General features: G+C 62.7%; 17 protein-coding genes. 6 read left to right on the forward strand and 11 right to left on the reverse strand.

Annotation, left to right across the window (positions count from 1 at the left end):
• Window positions 1–46: 46 nt before the first annotated feature.
• The 5 genes from LZK81_RS06555 to LZK81_RS06575 form a co-directional block, all read right to left on the reverse strand.
• Window positions 47–3172 carry an efflux RND transporter permease subunit gene (locus LZK81_RS06555; protein ID WP_233955575.1) on the reverse strand — a complete coding sequence of 1042 codons (3126 nt, stop codon included), beginning with the start codon at window positions 3170–3172 and terminating at the stop codon, window positions 47–49.
• A complete protein-coding gene (locus LZK81_RS06560; RefSeq protein WP_233955576.1) occupies window positions 3169–4395 on the reverse strand; it encodes an efflux RND transporter periplasmic adaptor subunit in 1227 nt (408 codons plus the stop codon). Before LZK81_RS06560 ends, LZK81_RS06555 begins: the two co-directional genes overlap by 4 nt.
• Window positions 4396–4595: 200 nt before the next feature.
• Window positions 4596–4799: a hypothetical protein gene (locus tag LZK81_RS06565; RefSeq protein WP_046611635.1), complete on the reverse strand. Its 204-nt coding sequence runs from the start codon at window positions 4797–4799 to the stop codon at window positions 4596–4598.
• Between the two features lie 97 nt (window positions 4800–4896).
• The gene (locus LZK81_RS06570) at window positions 4897–5265 is read right to left on the reverse strand and encodes a hypothetical protein (protein ID WP_046607656.1); all 369 of its coding nucleotides are present in this window, start codon (window positions 5263–5265) and stop codon (window positions 4897–4899) included.
• A gap of 128 nt (window positions 5266–5393) precedes the next feature.
• Window positions 5394–6182, reverse strand: coding sequence for an SDR family oxidoreductase (locus tag LZK81_RS06575; protein WP_046628289.1), 789 nt, complete (start codon window positions 6180–6182; stop codon window positions 5394–5396).
• Between the two features lie 258 nt (window positions 6183–6440).
• Between LZK81_RS06575 and LZK81_RS06580 the strand changes: the two genes are divergently transcribed.
• A complete protein-coding gene (locus tag LZK81_RS06580; protein ID WP_233955577.1) occupies window positions 6441–8117 on the forward strand; it encodes an electron transfer flavoprotein-ubiquinone oxidoreductase in 1677 nt (558 codons plus the stop codon).
• Window positions 8118–8194: 77 nt separating this feature from the next.
• Here LZK81_RS06580 and LZK81_RS06585 read toward each other — a convergent pair whose 3' ends face one another.
• On the reverse strand, window positions 8195–8386 hold the full coding sequence (locus LZK81_RS06585) for a type II toxin-antitoxin system VapB family antitoxin (protein WP_233955578.1): 192 nt from the start codon (window positions 8384–8386) through the stop codon (window positions 8195–8197).
• 186 nt (window positions 8387–8572) lie between these two features.
• On the opposite strand from LZK81_RS06585, the gene LZK81_RS06590 reads away from it, so the two are divergent.
• The gene (locus LZK81_RS06590; RefSeq protein ID WP_046607653.1) at window positions 8573–9184 is read left to right on the forward strand and encodes a L,D-transpeptidase; all 612 of its coding nucleotides are present in this window, start codon (window positions 8573–8575) and stop codon (window positions 9182–9184) included.
• 77 nt (window positions 9185–9261) lie between these two features.
• On the opposite strand, the gene LZK81_RS06595 is transcribed toward LZK81_RS06590, so the two are convergent.
• The gene (locus LZK81_RS06595; protein ID WP_233955579.1) at window positions 9262–10278 is read right to left on the reverse strand and encodes a zinc-binding alcohol dehydrogenase family protein; all 1017 of its coding nucleotides are present in this window, start codon (window positions 10276–10278) and stop codon (window positions 9262–9264) included.
• Window positions 10279–10401: 123 nt separating this feature from the next.
• On the opposite strand from LZK81_RS06595, the gene LZK81_RS06600 reads away from it, so the two are divergent.
• The gene (locus tag LZK81_RS06600) at window positions 10402–10797 is read left to right on the forward strand and encodes a winged helix-turn-helix transcriptional regulator (RefSeq protein ID WP_046611630.1); all 396 of its coding nucleotides are present in this window, start codon (window positions 10402–10404) and stop codon (window positions 10795–10797) included.
• Window positions 10798–11027: 230 nt separating this feature from the next.
• On the opposite strand, the gene LZK81_RS06605 is transcribed toward LZK81_RS06600, so the two are convergent.
• The gene (locus tag LZK81_RS06605; protein WP_233955580.1) at window positions 11028–12269 is read right to left on the reverse strand and encodes an MFS transporter; all 1242 of its coding nucleotides are present in this window, start codon (window positions 12267–12269) and stop codon (window positions 11028–11030) included.
• Between the two features lie 271 nt (window positions 12270–12540).
• Between LZK81_RS06605 and LZK81_RS06610 the strand changes: the two genes are divergently transcribed.
• Entirely contained in the window at window positions 12541–13479 is a 939-nt protein-coding gene (locus tag LZK81_RS06610) for a diacylglycerol/lipid kinase family protein (protein WP_233955581.1), read from the forward strand.
• 39 nt (window positions 13480–13518) lie between these two features.
• Here LZK81_RS06610 and LZK81_RS06615 read toward each other — a convergent pair whose 3' ends face one another.
• Window positions 13519–14262: a GGDEF domain-containing protein gene (locus LZK81_RS06615; protein WP_233955582.1), complete on the reverse strand. Its 744-nt coding sequence runs from the start codon at window positions 14260–14262 to the stop codon at window positions 13519–13521.
• A 305-nt stretch (window positions 14263–14567) separates the two neighbouring features.
• Between LZK81_RS06615 and LZK81_RS06620 the strand changes: the two genes are divergently transcribed.
• Entirely contained in the window at window positions 14568–15281 is a 714-nt protein-coding gene (locus tag LZK81_RS06620; RefSeq protein WP_046607647.1) for a hypothetical protein, read from the forward strand.
• Between the two features lie 9 nt (window positions 15282–15290).
• Here LZK81_RS06620 and LZK81_RS06625 read toward each other — a convergent pair whose 3' ends face one another.
• A complete protein-coding gene (locus LZK81_RS06625) occupies window positions 15291–16625 on the reverse strand; it encodes a glutamine synthetase family protein (RefSeq protein ID WP_233955583.1) in 1335 nt (444 codons plus the stop codon).
• Between the two features lie 84 nt (window positions 16626–16709).
• On the opposite strand from LZK81_RS06625, the gene LZK81_RS06630 reads away from it, so the two are divergent.
• On the forward strand, window positions 16710–18077 hold the full coding sequence (locus LZK81_RS06630) for an aspartate aminotransferase family protein (protein WP_233955584.1): 1368 nt from the start codon (window positions 16710–16712) through the stop codon (window positions 18075–18077).
• Window positions 18078–18243: 166 nt separating this feature from the next.
• Here the strand turns inward: LZK81_RS06630 and LZK81_RS06635 are convergent, their stop codons facing one another.
• On the reverse strand, window positions 18244–18390 hold the full coding sequence (locus tag LZK81_RS06635; protein ID WP_233955585.1) for a hypothetical protein: 147 nt from the start codon (window positions 18388–18390) through the stop codon (window positions 18244–18246).
• Window position 18391 lies beyond the last annotated feature (1 nt).

Here is an 18391-nt window from a genome sequence, read left to right on the forward strand (position 1 = left end):
GGACGGGCAGCACCTCCACCGAGTTGAACGGCGGGGCAATGGAGCTTCACTCAGCGGCAATCTGCGTCGGCACGTCGTCGTTCGCCTCGTGCGGGTCTTTGTCCTTCTTCGTCCAAAGCCGGCTGAGGAAGCGGCCGAACCGGTCCATTTCCACGAAGATGACGGGCGTGATGAACAGCGTCAGCGCCTGGGAAACGATCAGACCGCCGACGACAGCGACACCGAGCGGCTGGCGAAGCTCGGAAGAGGCGCCGGTGCCGAGTGCGATCGGCAGCGCGCCGAGCAGGGCGCAGAAGGTCGTCATCATGATCGGCCGGAAACGCCGCACGCAGGCCTCGTGGATCGCCACCGCCGCTGTCTCGCCCTTCGAGCGCATCGTCTCCACCGCCACGTCGATCATCATGATCGCGTTCTTCTTGACGATGCCGATGAGCATTAACAGCCCGATCAGCGCGATGATCGACAGGTCGAAGCCGAACAGTTTCAGCGCCAGCAGCGCCCCGAAGGCTGCCGCCGGCAGGCCCGACAGGATGGTCAGCGGGTGGATGAAGCTCTCGTAGAGCACGCCAAGCACCACATAGATGGTCAGCACTGCGGCGAGGATCAGCAGCGGCGTATTGCCCTGGCTCTGCTGAAAGATCTGCGCCGTGCCGCCATAGGAGGTGAACACGTCGTTCGGCATCTGCAGGGTAGCCTTGATCTGATCGATCGCAGCCGTCGCATCCGAGAGCGAAACGCCCGCCGGCAGGTTGAACGACACGGTCGTCGAGACCAGCTGGCCGGTCTGGTTGATAGTGACGGGCGCCGTCTGGCGCACGACCGTCGCAAAGTTCGAGAGCGGCACCAGCGAGCCGTTCGAGGACATCACCCTGACACCCTGCAGCATCTGGTCGTTCCACTGTTGCGTATTGTCGAACTCGGTGATCACGTCATAACTGTCGCCGGTCGACTGGATTTCGGCCGCCGTGTAACCACCGAACGCCATCTGCAGCGTCTTGCGCAGCTCGTCGTCGGTAATCCCGAACGAGGCGGCCTTTTCCGGATCGACCTTGATATTGGCTTCGATCGCGTCGTTCTGGGCGTCGGAGGTGACGTCGGTGAAATGCGCCCGGTCGGCCCGCATCGCGGTCTGGATCTTGTCCGACCACTCGCTGGTCTGCGAGGCATTCAGCGCCTGCACGACGAGCTGGTATTGGCTCGCCGTCGCGCGACCGCCGAAGCGCAGGCTCTGCTGCGGGGTGATGAAGGTCTTCATGCCGGCGAACCTGGATGTTGCCTGGCGCAATTCACGCAGGGTCTGGTCGAGCGGCGGACGCTGGTCGCGGTCCTTCAACTCCACCCAGATCGTGCCGTTGTTGAGCGAGCTGCGGCCGTTGCTGCCGACGATCGAGGTGACGTGGCTGACCGCCGGGTTTTTCTGCACGGCAGCCGCCACCTGCGCCTGCAGGTCGCGCATCGCCGGATAGGAAATGTCCTCGCGGGCGCGGGTCGAGATCGTCAGGCGGCCGATATCCTCCTGCGGGAAGAAGCTCGTCGGCAGCGTCCGGAACAAATAGACCGAGGCGCCGACCGAGGCGAGGAAGACGAGCAGGATGATCGCCCGGTTCCTGAGGCACCAGCCGACCGCCCGGTCATAACCCCGGAGCGTGCGGTTGAAGCCGGCGTCGAAGATGCGGACCATCAGGCCGGGGTGATGTTCGGCGCCGGACAGGCGCGAGCCGAGCATCGGCGTCACCGTCAGCGACACGACCGCCGAAGCGACGATGGCGAGCGCCACCACCATGCCGAATTCGTTGAACAGCCGCCCGACCACCCCGCCCATCAAGAGGATGGGGATGAACACGGCAATCAGCGACACCGACATGGAAATGATCGTCGAGCTGACTTCGCCGGCGCCTTGCAGCGCCGCCTGCATTGGCGCCATGCCGTCCTCGACATGCCGCATGATGTTTTCCAGCATGACGATCGCATCGTCCACCACCAGCCCGACCGAGAGCGTCAGCCCGAGCAGCGAGATGTTGTCGATACTGTAGCCGAGCACATACATGGCGCCGAACGTGGTGATCAGCGACAGCGGCACGGCAAGCCCTGGAACGAGGGTGGCGGTGATCCGGCCGAGGAAGAGATAGATGACCAGCACGACGAGGCCGATCGTCAGCATCAGCGTGAACTGCACGTCCGATATCGAGGAGCGGATCGCCGTCGACGAATCGTTCATGACGTTGATCGACACCGCGGCCGGCAGCTCGGCGGACAGTCCCGGCAGTTTTGCGCGCACCGAATCGACGACATCGACCGTATTGGCATCCGGCTGCCGCTGGATGGCGAGGATGATCGACTGGTTGCCGTCATACCAGCTGCCTGCGTCGAGGTTCGCGACGCTGTCCTGAACGTTGGCGACATCGCCGAGATGCACCGGCGCACCGTTCGGGCTGGCGATCACCAGCGAGCGGAACTGGTCGGCATCGGTGCGCTGGGTATCGGCATTGATGGTCAGCCGCTGGCTGTTGTTTTCGAGCGAGCCGACCGGCGCCTGGCTGTTGGCGGTGGAGATGGCATTGGTGACGTTGTCGACGCCGAGGTTGCGGGCCTGCAGCTTGTTGGGATCGACCTCGACGCGCACCGCATAGGTCTGGGCGCCGAAGATCGAGACTTCCGCGACGCCGGGAAGCGTCGAAAGCGAAGGAGAGAGCACGTCCTCGGCGATCTCGTCGATCTTGCTGCGCGGCATCGTATCGCTGCGGATCGACAGGAGCAGGACCGGCGCATCGGCCGGGTTGGTCTTGCGGTAGCTCGGCGGCGTCGTCATGTTGTCCGGCAATTGCCGGGTCGCATGCGAGATCGCCGCCTGCACGTCGGCCGCCGCCGCGTCGATATCGCGGTTGAGGTCGAACTGCAGCACGATCGACGTATTGCCGAGCGAGTTGGTGGCGCTGATCTCGCTGATGCCGGGGATGGTCTCGAACTGCTTGATGAGCGGGGTCGAGACCGCCGTCGCCATGGTCTGCGGCGAGGCGCCGGTGAGCTGCGCGGAGACGTTGATGGTCGGAAAATCGACCTGCGGCAGGGCAGCGACCGGCAGCAGCTGGTAGCCGGCAAGACCGGCGAGCACGGCACCGATGGCGAGCAGCGTGGTGGCGACCGGGCGACGGATGCAGAATTGCGGGATCATTGCGCTGCCCCCACTTCGATTGGCTGATCATTGCCCTTGGCGTCAGCCGTCTTCTGGCCGTTGCCGAACTGCTCGACGACGGTGGCGCCATCGACGAGCTGTACCTGGCCTTCGACCACCACATGCGCGCCTTCGGTCAGCCCGCTGGCAATCGCAGTGTTCGGACCGTTGGAACGCGCCACCGCAACCGGTGTCACATGCACTCGCCTGTCGTCGCCGACCGCGTAGACGAACGGGCTGTCGACGCCCGGATTGACCGCCACCGTCGGCACCACGATGTCCTTGTCGTCGCTCTGGAAATGCACGGTGACATTTAGCGATTGTCCCGGCCAGAGCGTGCCGGACGGATTGTCGAACTTTGCCTTGGCGAGGATCGTGCCCGAAGCCGGATCGACGGAATTGTCGAAGAAGCTCAAGGTCCCCTTGGCCGAAGTGCCACCGCCCTGCGGCACGGCATCGACCGCAACCGCATTCGCTGCCGAACCCTGCTTGAGCTGGCCGAGATAGGCCTCGGGAAGATGGAATTTCACGTAGATCGGATCGTATTTGGCGATCGTCACCACCGCCGAGCCGGCGCTGAGATAGGCACCGGTGCTGATGTCTATGTCGCCAAGCCTTCCGTCGAAGGGTGCGCGGATATCCGTATGGTCGATCTCAATCTGATCGGAGGCAATCGCCGCATTGTCGCTCTGCACCGTGGCGGCGGCGGTATCCTGGGCGGCCTTCGCCTGATCGACGGTCTGCTGCGTGCCGGCATTGCCGTGCAGCAGGTCATCGGCGCGGGAAAGGGCCGTCTGGGCCTGGGTCAGTGTCGCCTGGTCGCGAACGAGAAACGCCTTGTCCTTGTCGAGCGCGGCCTTGGCCGTGCGGTCGTCGAGCTTGGCGATCAGGTCGCCGCTCTTGACGAAGGCGCCGTCGGTCGCCGCGATGCTGACGACGATGCCCGGCTGCTGGGCGGCGATTGTCGTGTTCTCGTCCGCATTGGCTGCACCGGAGGCGGTGACGTCCATTGGCAGGGCGGTGCGGGTGGCGGCGACCGTCTTGACCGCCGGTGGCGAGCCGCCTGCGCCGCGCCGGCGTTGCGCGCCCTGCGGCTGGCTATCGCCGGTATCGGCGGATGCCTGCTGGATGAAGGACGAAAGAAAGGGAAGCCGATCGCGGAACTCCCAGCCCGCTACGCCGGCAGCGACAAGAACGCCAGCAAAAATCCAGATCTTCTTCATGAGGTAACCGCTCGCCTATGGTTGCGCCAATGGTATCACTCCATCGAACCGCCTCTATTGCGGCGCAAAAAAGACAGGTTTTACCCCACCGGCTCACTAACCGGTGAAGACGGATTAAAGGTTTGTAATGAAGGGCTTAGATGAACTGGAGTTAATCTTTCTCGCCCTTTGGCTGCGCAAGGTGCGCGCGCCCACCAGAGCTAGCGGAGAAACCGCCGGGCACCCCAGATGACCGCAATGCCGACGATCGCGACACCGGCGCCCCTGATGATCCAGGGCGTCTGGTTGATCATGAAACTGCTGGCGGGATAGGGGAAGGCGCCGGTGCCCTGGCCGATCCAGATGAGGCCGATGACGACCATCAGGACGCCGATCACCGTAAGTGCAAGTCGAAGGAATGTCATGGAAGAACTCCGAGGTAGGGACGGAGATCATAGGCGTGCGCGGCGTCTGCCGCGAGACGAATTTGCGTGATGTCGGATCGTCGGGAAACGTGTCCGGTCAGACGTCTTCGTAATAGGTGGCGATCAGCGATCGCGGTGCCGGTTCCTCGCCGTCGGCCAGGAAGAAACTGCCGGCGATGCGGCTCGATGGAGACAGGCTGTCGAGCAGGTTGCGGACCACCACATCGTCCACGGCCTCAAGGCTTCGCGCATGCATCATGCCGGGACGGCCGGAGATCGCCGAGGTCTCGGCTGCGTGCCGGGTCGCAGCTTCCCAGGTGCCTGCATAGGTCGCGACCTGTCCGGCCGCAAGCGTCGCCGAGATCGAGGCTGCCGAGGAGGCAGTGGAGGGCGCCGCGGCGTGAGGCACGGCGGAGGGTACACTGGGCGGGGTAGCCTCGGTCGCCCCCGAAACACTTTCGATCATGCCGGCGATCCTTTAATTTTGGGGGGCCGGCTTGCCTCTTAACTCAGGCGAATTGAGATACCGCCAACAGCGGCACCTCAATTCGATTCAATGTTTAGGGACCTGGGTTTAACCCGCTTTCGCAAACCTCAGATCGAGCGCGACGCGCCGCCGTCGACCCGCAGCATCGTGCCGGTGACGTAGCTTGCCGGAACCGAGCAGAGGAAGGCGCCGGCGGCTGCGAATTCCTCGACCTTGCCGAGCCGACCGGCGGGAATGGTCTTCAGCGAGGCGGAGCGGATTTCCTCCACCGACTTGCCGGTGCGCTTGGCATTGGCACCGTCGAGTTCGTCGATACGGTCGGTATGGATGCGGCCGGGAAGCAGCATGTTGCAGGTAATGCCGAAACCCGCCACTTCGGTGGCGATCGTCTTGTTCCAGCCGACCAGCGCCGAGCGCAGCGTGTTGGAAAGCGCCAGATTGGCGATCGGCTCGAAGACGCCGGAGGAGGCGACGGTCAGGATGCGGCCGAAACCCTGTTCCTTCATCTGCGGCAGGAGGGCGTTGGTGAGCGTGATGACGCGCAGCACCATGGACTGGAAGAAGATGTCGAGCTTGTCGGCGCTCATGTCTTCTGCCGTGCCCGGCGTCGGGCCGCCGGTATTGTTGACCAGGATGTCGATGCCGCCGAGCTTTTCCTTGACGGCGGTCTTCATCGCCTCGACGAAATTCTCTTCGGACAGATCGCCCCAGACCCAGTCGGCCTTTCCCTTGCCTTCGGCATTGATCGCCTTGCAATTGTCCGCCAGTCGCTCGCCGGAGCGGCCGACGAGGAGAACATGGGCGCCTTCGCTCGCCAGCGCCTTGGCGATGCCGAGGCCAAGCCCGCGCGACGAGGCGAGCACGAGAGCGCGTTTGCCGTTGAGACCGAGATCCATGATTCTGTTCCTTCCCCAATTCCTGTGATCGGTTGTCGGGCCTTTATAGCAGCGACAGAAGGCTGCGAAAGGGCGATCTTGCTTTCTGCAGTTCGGTGCCTATAACTGACGTGTACGTAAACGTAATATGAGAAAACCGAAACGCCATTTGCGCGAATGACAAGGCGGAGGACGTTTTCCCGCCTCGACAAGCCGGGGCGGTTTTGTCAAACAGGTTGCCTGAATAAAGCCGGAAGGGGCCGGCGAGCGGAGTTGGATATGAGCGAGCAAGAACTTCCTGCCCACGAATTGCCAGAGCGCGAGAGCATGGAATTCGACGTGGTGATCGTCGGCGCGGGTCCTGCGGGGCTTTCGGCCGCGATCCGCCTGAAACAGGTCAATCCGGACCTGACCGTGGTGGTGCTCGAAAAGGGTTCGGAAGTTGGCGCGCATATTCTCTCCGGCGCGGTGGTGGATCCGGTGGGCATAGACGCGCTGCTGCCCGGCTGGCGCGAGGAGGCGGGCCATCCCTTCAAGCAGCCGGTCACCGCCGACCACTTCCTGTTCTTGGGGCCGGCCGGCTCGATCCGCCTGCCGAACTTCATGATGCCGCCGCTGATGAACAATCACGGCAACTATATCGTCTCGCTCGGCAACGTCTGTCGCTGGCTCGCCGAAAAGGCCGAAGCCTTGGGCGTTGAGATCTATCCGGGCTTTGCCGCCACCGAGGTGCTCTACGACGAGAACGGCGCGGTCAAGGGCGTGGCGACCGGCGACATGGGTGTCGAGCGCAATGGCGAACCCGGCCCGGCCTTTACCCGCGGCATGGAACTGATCGGCAAATACACGCTGATCGGCGAGGGCGTGCGCGGATCGCTCGCCAAGCAGCTGATCCTGCGGTTCGACCTGCAGAAGGATCGCGAGCCTCAGAAATACGGCATCGGCCTCAAGGAACTCTGGCAGGTGAAGCCGGAAAACCATCGACCGGGCCTGGTGCAGCACTCGTTCGGCTGGCCGCTCGGCATGAAGACCGGCGGTGGTTCCTTCCTCTATCACCTGGAGGACAATCTGGTCGCCGTCGGATTCGTGGTGCACTTGAACTACAAGAACCCGTATCTCTATCCCTTCGAGGAGTTCCAGCGCTTCAAGACGCATGACGCGATCCGGGGGACGTTCGAGGGAGCAAAACGCCTCTCCTATGGCGCGCGCGCCATCACCGAGGGCGGATACCAGTCGGTGCCGAAACTGACCTTCCCGGGCGGCGCGCTGATCGGCTGTTCCGCCGGCCTCGTTAATGTGCCGCGCATCAAGGGCAGCCACAACGCCGTCCTGTCCGGCATTCTCGCCGCCGATAACATCGCGAGAGCGATCGAGGCCGGCCGTGCCAATGACGAAGTGACCGAGATCGAGACCGAATGGCGCTCGACGCCGATCGGCACGGACCTGAAGCGGGTGCGCAACGTCAAGCCGCTCTGGTCGAAGCTCGGCACCGGCCTTGGCATCGCACTCGGCGGCCTCGACATGTGGACCAACCAGCTGTTCGGCCTGTCGATCTTCGGCACGCTGAAACACGGCAACACCGACGCAGCCTCGCTGGAACCGGCGGCCCGGCACAAGAAGATCGACTACCCGAAGCCGGATGGCGTCTTGACCTTCGACCGCCTGTCCTCCGTCTTCCTGTCGAACACCAATCACGAGGAAGACCAGCCGGTCCATCTGCAGGTGAGGGACATGGACCTGCAGAAGCGCTCTGAACTGGACGTCTATGGCGGTCCCTCGACGCGCTACTGTCCGGCCGGCGTCTACGAATGGGTGGAGAAGGACGGCGAGCAGGTCTACGTCATCAACGCCCAGAACTGCGTCCACTGCAAGACCTGCGACATCAAGGACCCCAACCAGAACATCAACTGGGTCCCCCCGCAGGGCGGCGAAGGCCCGGTCTATCCGAATATGTGAGGCTCGTGCCTGTCGCGGAGTTCGATCCAGAGCGAGGCCCCAAGCAGATCACTCCGGATTACCCTCCCAAGTGCCATTCAGGGCCCAGCGTCGGCGTGGCGGAGCCTCCAGATCGGCGTGCTGCCTCCAAGCATGATCAACCTCTGCGCTGCCTCGTGCTGGACGAGAAGCGTGAGGGTTTTTTTGATCACGTCCGAGGTATTTTTGATCCCGCTGAATTCCTTGGCGTCTGCAAGTAATTTTTCGTCGACGGTTATGGTCGTGCGCATACCCTAGCCTCCGGTGGCCCACATCGGATGATGCATTTCCCATTGCGCACATGGCAATGTGGCCTCTCTACATCAGCACCCTTCTGACGCGTTCGTGATGACTGCCGCAATCGCCCGTTTAGCACTTCATTAACCATAATATTCTTAAATTCGGCGTCATCTTCTCGACGCACCAAGGACACATTCATGTCGATTTCCCGTCGCGGCTTTCTTGGCGGTCTGCCGCTTCTGCTTGCCGGTTGCGCTTCCACCATCAACGATCAGACGAATTACGCAGCACTGCCGAACGAACAGTTTCCGCTGAAGACCGTACCGGTCGAGAACATCAAGCCGGAGCTGCGCCGCACCGAAGTCGCCTATGTCACCCCGTATGCCGCCGGCTCCGTCGTCGTCGATACGCCGGCCCGCCGCGCCTATTATATTCTCGGCAACGGCCGCGCGATCCGGTATGGCGTCGGCGTCGGCCGTGCCGGACTGGCGCTTGCCGGCAATGCCTACGTCGGCCGCAAGGCCGAATGGCCGACCTGGACCCCGACCGCAAACATGCAGCGCCGCGAGGAGCGATACCGGAAACTCGCAGGCGGCATGCCTGGCGGCCCGAACAATCCGCTTGGCGCCCGCGCCATGTATCTCTATCGCGGTGGTAACGACACGCATTTCCGCATCCACGGCACCAACCAGCCGCAATCGATCGGGCTTGCCATGTCGAGCGGCTGCATCCGCATGATGAACCATGACGTCGTCGATCTCTACAGCCGCGTCAATGTCGGCGCCAAGGTCGTCGTCATCCAGGCCTGATCCACCGCCAGGCCGCTAAGAAAGTCCGCCGTTTCAGCCACGGCGGGCTTTCTTTGTTTCTTTTCACAACACGGCGCTCAGAAGCCCGAGAGCACGAGCTTGCCCTTGGTTCGGTTGCTTTCGATCATCGCATGGGCTTTCTTCAGGTTCGCGGCGTTGATCGGTCCCAGGGTTTCGGCAAGCGTCGTGCGGATCTTTTTGGCATCGACCAGTTCGGCGACGTGGTTCAGGAGCTTGTGCTGCTCGATCATGTCCGCGGTCTGGAAGACGGCCCGGGCGAACATCATTTCCCAATGCACTGACAACGCCTTGCTCTTGAATGCGCGCAGGTCCATCGGCTCCTTCGGGTCGTCGATCAGCGCCAGGCGGCCCTGCGGAGCGATCAACTCCAGGATATCCTTGAGATGATTTTCCGTGTGGGTCGTGGAGAAGACGAAGGCGGGCGCGCCGATCGCCATCTGGGCAAGCTGCGGCGCCATCAGCTTGGAATGGTCGAGCACATGATGGGCTCCGAGTTCCTTGATCCACGCTTGCGTCTCCGGCCGCGATCCGGTGCCGATCACCGTCACGTCGGAAAGTTCGCGCAGGAGCTGGATGGCGATCGAGCCGACCCCGCCGGCGCCGCCGATGACCAGCACCGCGTTCCAGGCGCCCGCCACCTTGTCCTGCACCTTCAAGCGATGGAATAGCGCCTCATAGGCGGTGATCGCCGTCAGCGGCAGGGCGGCAGCCTCTTCGAAGCTCAGGGTCTTCGGCTTGAAGCCGACGATGCGCTCGTCGACCAGGTGGAATTCCGCATTGGTGCCCGGCCGGTTGATCGCGCCGGCGTGGTAGACCTCGTCGCCGGGCTTGAAGAGCTTGACGCCTGGGCCGACCGCCTTGACCACGCCGGAAGCATCATAACCGAGGATCCGGTGCTGGCCGGGTTCGACCGCAGCCGAGCGGCGCACCTTGGTGTCGACCGGATTGACCGAGACCGCCTTGATCTCGACGAGCAGGTCGCGGCCCGCCGCCTCCGGCATGGGCAGATCGATGTCGATCAGCGAGGTTTCGGCTGTGATGGGCTGGGGCGTGTTGAAGCCAACGGCGCGCATGGAACGTCTCCTTGGTTTGTGTCCTGTTGTCCGGAGACTAGATGGCTCCTATGTTCAAGGAGCGCAAGAATGCACATTTTTGGTCTATAGTACCGAAAAGTATACCGTGAAAGGACGCTTCCGATGTCGAAACCCCGTGCCAAGCTGACCGACAATTTCCCCGGGTGCCCGGTCGAAACGACGCTGAGTTTCCTCGATGGAAAATGGAAGGGCGTCATCCTCTATCATCTGCTGGAAGAGGGCACGCTTCGCTTCAACGAGCTGCGCCGCCGCATTCCGGCGGTCACCCAGCGCATGCTGACCAAGCAGCTCAGGGAGCTGGAAGAGGCGGGACTGTTGACGCGCACCATATTCCCGGTCGTGCCGCCGCGTGTCGATTATGCGCTCACCCCGATCGGTCTGAGCCTCGAACCGGTCATCACCGCGCTCCGCATCTGGGGCAAGACCCATTTCGTCTGCGAGAATGGCAGAAGATACATGATGATGCCGGAGGAAAAGGTCGCGTCGAAGGCGGCTTAGACATCGAAGCGCTGCGTGTTCACGCGGACTCTAACGAAGACGGCAGCGCGAGCCGCCCCCTCATCCGACCCTTCGGGCCACCTTCTCCCCGCTGGGGAGAAGAGGGAAACTGCCGCGCCCTCTCGGTTATCCTCTCCCCTCGGGGGGCCGAAGGACGGGTCGAGACCGTTGGCTCGACCCCGGTTGTCCGCCGAGCGACAGCGGAGGCGGGGTGAGGGGGATACTTGCTCTCAGCCCGCCGCGATCTTCCGGTCGAGCACCGCAGATACCGCGAACACCCCAAAGCCCAACAGCGAGAGCACCGCACCCACAAAACCGGTCGCGGCAAACCCCCAGCCCCAGGCAATCACCAGCCCGCCCAACCAGGCGCCGAGCGCGTTGGCGACGTTGAAGGCCGAATGGTTGGAGGCGGCGGCCAGCGTCTGCGCGTCGGCGGCGACGTCCATCAGCCGCGTCTGCAGGGCAGGGCCCGCAGCGAAGCCGCAGCCGATCAGGAAGACGCAGAGGCAGAGCACGACGGGATATTGCGCCCACAGCCCGAAGGCGCCCATGACGATGACGTTGAACACCATGACGCCGCCGATCGTGCCCTTGAGCGACACGTCGGCCAGCCGCGAGCCGACAATATTGCCGACATTCATGCCGATGCCGAACAGTGTGAGCACGATCGCCACCATGCTGACCGACATTCCGGCCGTCACCGTCGTGGTCGAGGCGATGTAGCTGAACACCGAGAACATGCCGCCGAAACCGACCGCCGCGATGCCGAGCGTCAGCCATACCTGCGCGCGGCCGAAGGCGCTCAGCTCGCGCCAGATGCTGGCGCCCTCATGCACCTTGTCGCGCGGCTGGAAATACCAGAGCAGCGCCACCGTCACGACGCCGATGCCGCCGACCAGGAAGAAGGCGGCGCGCCAGCTGAGCACCTGGCCCATGAAGGTGGCGATCGGCGTGCCGACCAGGGTCGCGACGGTGAGACCGAGCATCACCCGGCCGACGGCGCGGGCGCGCTTGTTGGGCGGCACCATCGAGGCGGCGACGAGAGCCGCGACGCCGAAATAGGCGCCATGCGGCAGGCCGGTAATGAAGCGCAGCGCGGTAAAGCTCCAGAAGTCCGGTGCCATGGCGCTCAAGATGTTGCCGAGCGCGAACACCGTCATCAGGATCAGCAACAGCGACCGCCGCGTCATCCGGGCAGCGGCGACCGCGATGATCGGCGCACCGATGACGACGCCGAGAGCATAGGCGCTGATCACGTAGCCTGCCATCGGAATGCTGACCTGATAGGTGGAGGCGACATCCGGCAACAGGCCCATGATCGCGAATTCGCCGGTGCCGATGCCGAAGCCTCCGACCGCCAATGCGATTTCGATCAGGATGACGGCGAGCCGCGAAAGAGCGGGTGCACTATCAAAGTCTTGGGCTTCCGAACGGTCCCGTGCGGAGTGAAAATCGGCGGCAGTATCGGTCATAATGTTGAATCTGCTGGAAAAAGACGCGGGTAGGATGTGGGAGACATCCACCCGCTCTGGAGGTGAGCGGGTCATCGAAATGACCGGTCTTCAGGCTAACATGGCATTGTGCGTTGCGGTAGTATCCGCCATTTATTCAGGTGCGCCTTCACGGGATTGTGAGTTTTTTCCTGAAGCGGCGGCGCGCTTGTTGATAAAGCTCCGGGTCGCAACCATTTCTCTGATGGGCCGTTGTCCCGCGCCAAATCCGCTCCTCTGCAAGCGAGATCAGATGAACCTCTTTGCCGTCTTCAACCGCGATGGCGGTACCTTCCGAACCACCGATATGGACGCCTATTGCGCTCGAGCTGCCGAGACGTTCAAGGCGGCCGGTCACGAGATCGAATGCCACGTGGTGTCCGGCAAGGACGTGGTCTCGACCATGGAAAAGGCGGCCTCGACGACCGGCGTCGAAGGGCTGATCGCCGGTGGCGGGGACGGAACGATCTCTGCGGCCGCGGGCATCGCCTGGAAAAGCGGCCTGACGCTCGGCGTCGTGCCGGCCGGCACCATGAACCTTTTCGCCCGCTCGCTGCGACTGCCGCTCGATATCTGGCAGGTGCTGGATGCGCTGGCCGATGGCACGCCGGAAAACATCGACATCGCCAGCGCCAACGGCAAGAGCTTCGTGCACCAGTTTTCTGCCGGCATGCATGCGCGCATGGTGCGATACCGCAATTCGATGACCTTCGCTTCGCGGCTGGGCAAGATACGCGCGAGCACGCGGGCGGCGATCGGCGTCATGTTCAATCCGCCGGAATTCGAGGTGGAGTTCAACGCCGGCGGCAAGATCGGGCACCGCAAGGTCTCGGCGATTTCCGTCTCCAATAATGAATTCGGCCGCGATCCGCTGATGTTCGCCGACAGTCTGACCGGCGGCCATCTCGGCTTCTATGTCGCCGATCCGCTGACGCCGGCGGGCGTGGCGCGGCTGACCTTCGACATCATGCGCGGCCGGCTGAAGGAAAACGCGGCCGTCACGGCGATGACGGCGACCGAACTGGAACTGCACTTCCCCCGCGAGCGTCACGATATCCGCTGTGTTATCGACGGGGAACTGCTGCCCATGGACCGCGACGTGCTCCTGAAGATCCATGCCGGCGAGCTGACCGTGCTGGTCAACAAGCCGCAGGAGCGCGTGACACAGGAAGGGGACGGCAGCGGCATCTGAGCGGGTTCGCGGCGGTAGCCGAACCGTTCTGCCGCCGCTTCAGATGGATGAAACGACCCGATTTCGCCCGAGCGATTTTGCCTCGTACAGGTTTACATCGGCGGCTCTGAGACATTCATGAGGATCGAAGCCCGAAGCGCAGTGGATAGCTCCTATGCTGGCCGATACCGGCACACTCGATCTTGAGGCGGAGCGCACATCCAGGCCTTCGATGAGTTCACGGATATCCTCGCACCACCTCAACATCTCGTCGACGGTCAGGCCACCTTGAAAGAGAGCGAATTCTTCGCCTCCGAGGCGGCCCGCTATATTGAATTGCCCGTCATACGTGGCGAGTATCTGCCCGGTGCGGCGAAGGACCTCGTCACCGGTTGCATGACCGTGGCGATCGTTGATCGATTTGAAATGGTCGAGATCCAGAAAAAGAAGGGCTCCGGTTACGCCCTCCCGGCTGAAGGTCTGCAGTTCCTCCAAAAAGGCACTGTGGTTCAACAGCCCGGTCAATCCGTCCTGGCGAGACTGCCGCTGAAGTTCCTCGTAGGCGGCGGCCAGTTTCGTGAGTGCGTCAGAGGCCATGGCTTCCGCACGTCGGATTCGTTCTGACTGGCTGAAAAGCACGGCCGAGGCGGGAATCGAGATAGCAAGCGGGCAAACGATGGTCATCACCAAGCCGGCCCCGGCTACTTCCCCGCCCAACATCGGAACGAAGGCAAATGACAGGGCCAGAGAAGCGAGTAGGGACAAGAGGCCGGTAAAGAGTGACTTGGCGATAACAATACGCATCGGATGTGCCGCAAGACTTCAAATATCCAGCTTCCTTAGGCTCCATGAATTTAAGATAGGTTGAAACATTCGCTTAAACATCGATCGTGTGCGGCCAATGCCTAATCCCGCCACCGGAGATCGCGGCATCTGGGCGAGTCCGAGGCCCGCAATACAACCTCTTGCCTCCGCTTGTTCATATCTCGTTAAGTGGGGAGCATTAGATTTTCAACCATTGATAGAATCATTGGTTGGTCTGGCCATGAAGCGCCCGGCAAATCGCGGCAATGCCCATCAGGGGTGGTGCGTCGCGGACGAGGACCGGCATGACTTCAATCTCCGTCGTTCAACCTGCGGCTTTGCTGATCCTTCAGCAGGCGAACGCCCAGCCTGCCGAAACTGACGAAGACAAGGAAAAGAAAGCCGATCTCGTCCAGGTGGCGAACGGTATTACCGGAGAGCCCGCTGAAGAGACGCTGAAGGCGGCCTTTGCGATCAGCGTCGCGTTCATGGAGCTGGACGCCAAGGGCGAGCTGGCCGTCGAAGCGATGGAGTTCATCGACTCGGATCAGTTCAAGGTCACCGACCTGAGCGTTAAGCAGACGCTGAAGCAGCTGATTTCCGAAAACGGATGGCAATTCATGCAGCTGGTGAAGCAGCAGCAGGAGGCCTACGACGGCGCCATCTCACGCGAGAATCTGTTCGCGATCGTGCTTCCCCAGATGATCGTCAAGAACCGTGAGCGTTTCACCGAGGACGAGATCGAGCTTTCGGTAAGGTTCGAGGACAAGAGCGGCATCATCGTCTTCATTCCCGACAGTGAGGGCAACAGCACCTATAGCGACCTGATGGAAGCTTTGGAGCAGGAGGAGATCAACGCCGCCAAGACCGGAGACGGGACGGCCCTAGGTGAGCTCAACGCGGAACTCGGTTCCTATACTGCCGCCTGGAGTCAGGCATTCGGCTTCAAACCGGGCGATGTCTACATGTTTGTTGATGTCAAAGACATTCTCTACGCACCATGGATGAAAAAGGCATAGGCCTAAATCCTAGATCCGAGGCAGATAGGTCTGGTAGTCGAAATCCGAGACCGTGCGCAGGTAGGTGATCGCCTCCTTGCGCTTCGTGTCGCCATAGAGCTTCTGATAGCGCGCGCCAAACACGTCGGCGATGAAGGGCGAGGCGGAAAACTCCTCGACCGCCGTCAGGAAATCGTGCGTCAGCTTTTTCGTGCCGGCCGGCGGCTCCTTGCCCGGTTCGGTCGCAGGACCCGGATCCAATGTTTCGTCCAATCCTAAAAGCATGCCGCCGAGAATGGCGGTGAGCAGCAGGTACGGATTGACGTCGGCGCCGGCGACGCGGTGTTCGATGCGGGCGGCCGGCCCTTGGGCGTCCGGAACGCGCACCGCAGTCCCCCGATGACCGTAGCCCCAGTCGATATCGACCGGCGCGAAGGATCCCGGCTGGAATCGCCGGTAGGAATTGGCAAACGGCGCGAAGATCAGCTGCGCATCCCGCATCGTCTTCAACATTCCGGCGCAGACGGATTTCAGCCGCACCGGATCGCCACCCCTGGCGTCCAGCACATTGTTGCCGTCTCGGTCGATGATGCTCGCATGCACATGCAGGCCGGAGCCCGCATGCTCTGCATAGGGTTTTGCCATGCAGGTGGATTTGAGCCCATGCTTCCTGGCTGCCTGCTCGGCGATGCGCTTGAGATAGATGCAGTCGTCCGCCGCCGCCAGCGCATCGGCGCGGTGCAGGAGGTTGATCTCGAACTGCCCGGGGCCGAATTCCGCGGTCGTCGCATCCGCGGGCAGTTCTTGGAGTTTCGCCCAGGCCCGCACCGTCTGCAGATAGTCGTCGAGCGCATCGACGGCCCTCATGTCGTAGAGCTGGAAGCCGTTCGGCTCGCCGCGATACATGAGGCTGGCCGGCGGGCGCGGCCTGCCCGTTTCGCGCCAGTCGTCCTCGATCACGTAGAATTCGAGCTCGGTCGCCACGACCGGCGTCAGGCCACGTTCGTCAAAGCGCTTGAGAAGGGCTGCGAGAATGGCGCGGGGATCCATGAAGGAAGGCGTGCCATCGAATTCGTGCATGGTCGAGAGAACCTGCTTCGACCCTTCTGGCGCCCACGGCATTGGCGCGAGACTGCGCCGATCGGGAAGGCAGACCCCGTCCGGATCGCCGACCGACAGCGACAGGCCGGTGATGTCGTCGTTGTCGTCGCCCCAGATATCCAGCGATTGGGTGGAGGAGGGCAGGCGCACCGTGCCGTCCCAGACCTTCTTTTCGGCCTCGATCGGGATCTGTTTGCCGCGCAGGTCGCCGTTCATGCCGACGAGCAGGATTTCGATGCGGGGCGGGGCGGTCTCTAGGGCCATGAGGAATGTCTTTTGACGGGTGTTGCGGAACTCTGTTCGTAACCGATAAGAATTGACGGCACAATCTGAGGCAGAGAGACAGTCATGACCGATATGCAGCCGCTTTCCAATCTCGCCGCAATCGATGCCGCCCATCACCTGCACCCGTTCTCGGACATGAAGCAGCTGAACGCCAAGGGCGCTCGGGTCATCCAGCGCGCGGAAGGCGTCCATATCTACGACTCGGCGGGCAGGAAATATCTCGATGCGTTTGCCGGCCTCTGGTGCGTCAATGTCGGTTACGGCCGTAAGTCGATCGCCGATGCCGCCTACAGGCAGATGCAGGAATTGCCCTATTACAACACCTTCTTCGGCACCACGACGGAGCCAGCGGCATTGCTCGCCCAGAAGATCGCCTCCCATACCGGCGAAAACCTGAAGCGCGTCTTCTTCACCAATTCCGGCTCGGAAGCGACCGACACCTGGTTCCGCATGGCGCGGGTCTACTGGAAGGCTTTGGGCAAGCCGGAAAAGACCTTGGTCATCGCCCGCAAGAACGCCTATCACGGCTCGACCGTCGCCGGCGCCTCGCTCGGCGGCATGAAGCTGATGCACGAACAGGGCAACCTGCCGATCGAGGGCATCCATCACATCAACCAGCCCTATTGGTATGCCGAGGGCGGCGATCTTTCGCCTGCGGAATTCGGCCTGAAGGTCGCCCGCGAGCTGGAGGCGAAGATCGACGAACTCGGCGAGGAGCGCGTCGCAGCCTTCGTCGCCGAACCGATCCAGGGGGCAGGGGGCGTTATCATTCCGCCGGAAACTTACTGGCCGGAAATCGCCCGCATCTGCAAGGCACGCAACATCCTGCTCGTTTCCGACGAGGTGATCTGCGGCTTCGGCCGCCTGGGCACCTGGTTCGGCCACCAGCATTTCGGCTTCGAGCCGGATCTGGCGCCGATCGCCAAGGGCCTGTCCTCCGGTTACCTGCCGATCGGCGGCGTGCTGGTCAGCGACCGCGTCGCCGACGTGATGGTCGAGGAGTTAGGCGATTTCTACCATGGCTTCACCTATTCCGGGCACCCGGTCGCGGCTGCCGCTGCTCTGGAAAACATCCGCATCATCGAGGAAGAGGGGCTGGTCGAGCGCGTCCGCGACGATATCGGTCCTTATTTTGCCGCTGCCTGGAAAAGCCTGGAGGATCACGCGGTGGTCGGCCAGGCCGAAAGCGTCGGCCTGATCGGCGGCCTCCAGCTTGCTGCGGATAAATCCACCCGCCGGCGTTATGCAAAGCCCGACGATATCGGCACGCTGGTGCGCAATCACTGCGTCGAAAACGGCCTCATCCTGCGCGCCACCGGCGACCGCATGCTCGCTTCGCCGGCGCTGACCATCAGCCGCGCTGAGGTGGATGAGGTGATCGAAAAGCTGCGGGCGGCGCTGGATCATTTGAAAGATAGCGTCAGGGAGTGAGCCGTCGCCGCGAGTCAATCTCCCCCCTTGTGGGGGAGATGCCCCGGCAGGGGAAGAGGGGGGTGTCGCGGCATACTCTCCGGCAATTGAGTTCGCAGACCCACCCCCCCTCTGTCACCCCTGGTGACATCTCCCCCGTAAGGGGGGAGAGGGAGACCACCGGTCTCTATCTGCCCGGCTCCACCCAGGCATATCCAAACGTGACGCTGTCCTGCCCGCCCGAGAAGAGATAGGGCACGGCCTCGGTCGCCGGCGTCAATCTTTCCGCCGCAACCCCATTGGCCTGCAGATAGGGCCCGAGAGCGGCCAGCATG

Source organism: Neorhizobium galegae (assembly GCF_021391675.1).
Lineage (GTDB): Bacteria > Pseudomonadota > Alphaproteobacteria > Rhizobiales > Rhizobiaceae > Neorhizobium > Neorhizobium galegae_B.

Bases quoted from the DNA above. Each gene is read 5' to 3' on its own strand.
- LZK81_RS06555 (WP_233955575.1), bottom strand. From the start codon at position 3,172: ATGATCCCGCAATTCTGCATCCGTCGCCCGGTCGCCACCACGCTGCTC.
- LZK81_RS06560 (WP_233955576.1), bottom strand. From the start codon at position 4,395: ATGAAGAAGATCTGGATTTTTGCTGGCGTTCTTGTCGCTGCCGGCGTA.
- LZK81_RS06565 (WP_046611635.1), bottom strand. From the start codon at position 4,799: ATGACATTCCTTCGACTTGCACTTACGGTGATCGGCGTCCTGATGGTC.
- LZK81_RS06570 (WP_046607656.1), bottom strand. From the start codon at position 5,265: ATGATCGAAAGTGTTTCGGGGGCGACCGAGGCTACCCCGCCCAGTGTA.
- LZK81_RS06575 (WP_046628289.1), bottom strand. From the start codon at position 6,182: ATGGATCTCGGTCTCAACGGCAAACGCGCTCTCGTGCTCGCCTCGTCG.
- LZK81_RS06580 (WP_233955577.1), top strand. From the start codon at position 6,441: ATGAGCGAGCAAGAACTTCCTGCCCACGAATTGCCAGAGCGCGAGAGC.
- LZK81_RS06585 (WP_233955578.1), bottom strand. From the start codon at position 8,386: ATGCGCACGACCATAACCGTCGACGAAAAATTACTTGCAGACGCCAAG.
- LZK81_RS06590 (WP_046607653.1), top strand. From the start codon at position 8,573: ATGTCGATTTCCCGTCGCGGCTTTCTTGGCGGTCTGCCGCTTCTGCTT.
- LZK81_RS06595 (WP_233955579.1), bottom strand. From the start codon at position 10,278: ATGCGCGCCGTTGGCTTCAACACGCCCCAGCCCATCACAGCCGAAACC.
- LZK81_RS06600 (WP_046611630.1), top strand. From the start codon at position 10,402: ATGTCGAAACCCCGTGCCAAGCTGACCGACAATTTCCCCGGGTGCCCG.
- LZK81_RS06605 (WP_233955580.1), bottom strand. From the start codon at position 12,269: ATGACCGATACTGCCGCCGATTTTCACTCCGCACGGGACCGTTCGGAA.
- LZK81_RS06610 (WP_233955581.1), top strand. From the start codon at position 12,541: ATGAACCTCTTTGCCGTCTTCAACCGCGATGGCGGTACCTTCCGAACC.
- LZK81_RS06615 (WP_233955582.1), bottom strand. From the start codon at position 14,262: ATGCGTATTGTTATCGCCAAGTCACTCTTTACCGGCCTCTTGTCCCTA.
- LZK81_RS06620 (WP_046607647.1), top strand. From the start codon at position 14,568: ATGACTTCAATCTCCGTCGTTCAACCTGCGGCTTTGCTGATCCTTCAG.
- LZK81_RS06625 (WP_233955583.1), bottom strand. From the start codon at position 16,625: ATGGCCCTAGAGACCGCCCCGCCCCGCATCGAAATCCTGCTCGTCGGC.
- LZK81_RS06630 (WP_233955584.1), top strand. From the start codon at position 16,710: ATGACCGATATGCAGCCGCTTTCCAATCTCGCCGCAATCGATGCCGCC.
- LZK81_RS06635 (WP_233955585.1), bottom strand. From the start codon at position 18,390: ATGCTGGCCGCTCTCGGGCCCTATCTGCAGGCCAATGGGGTTGCGGCG.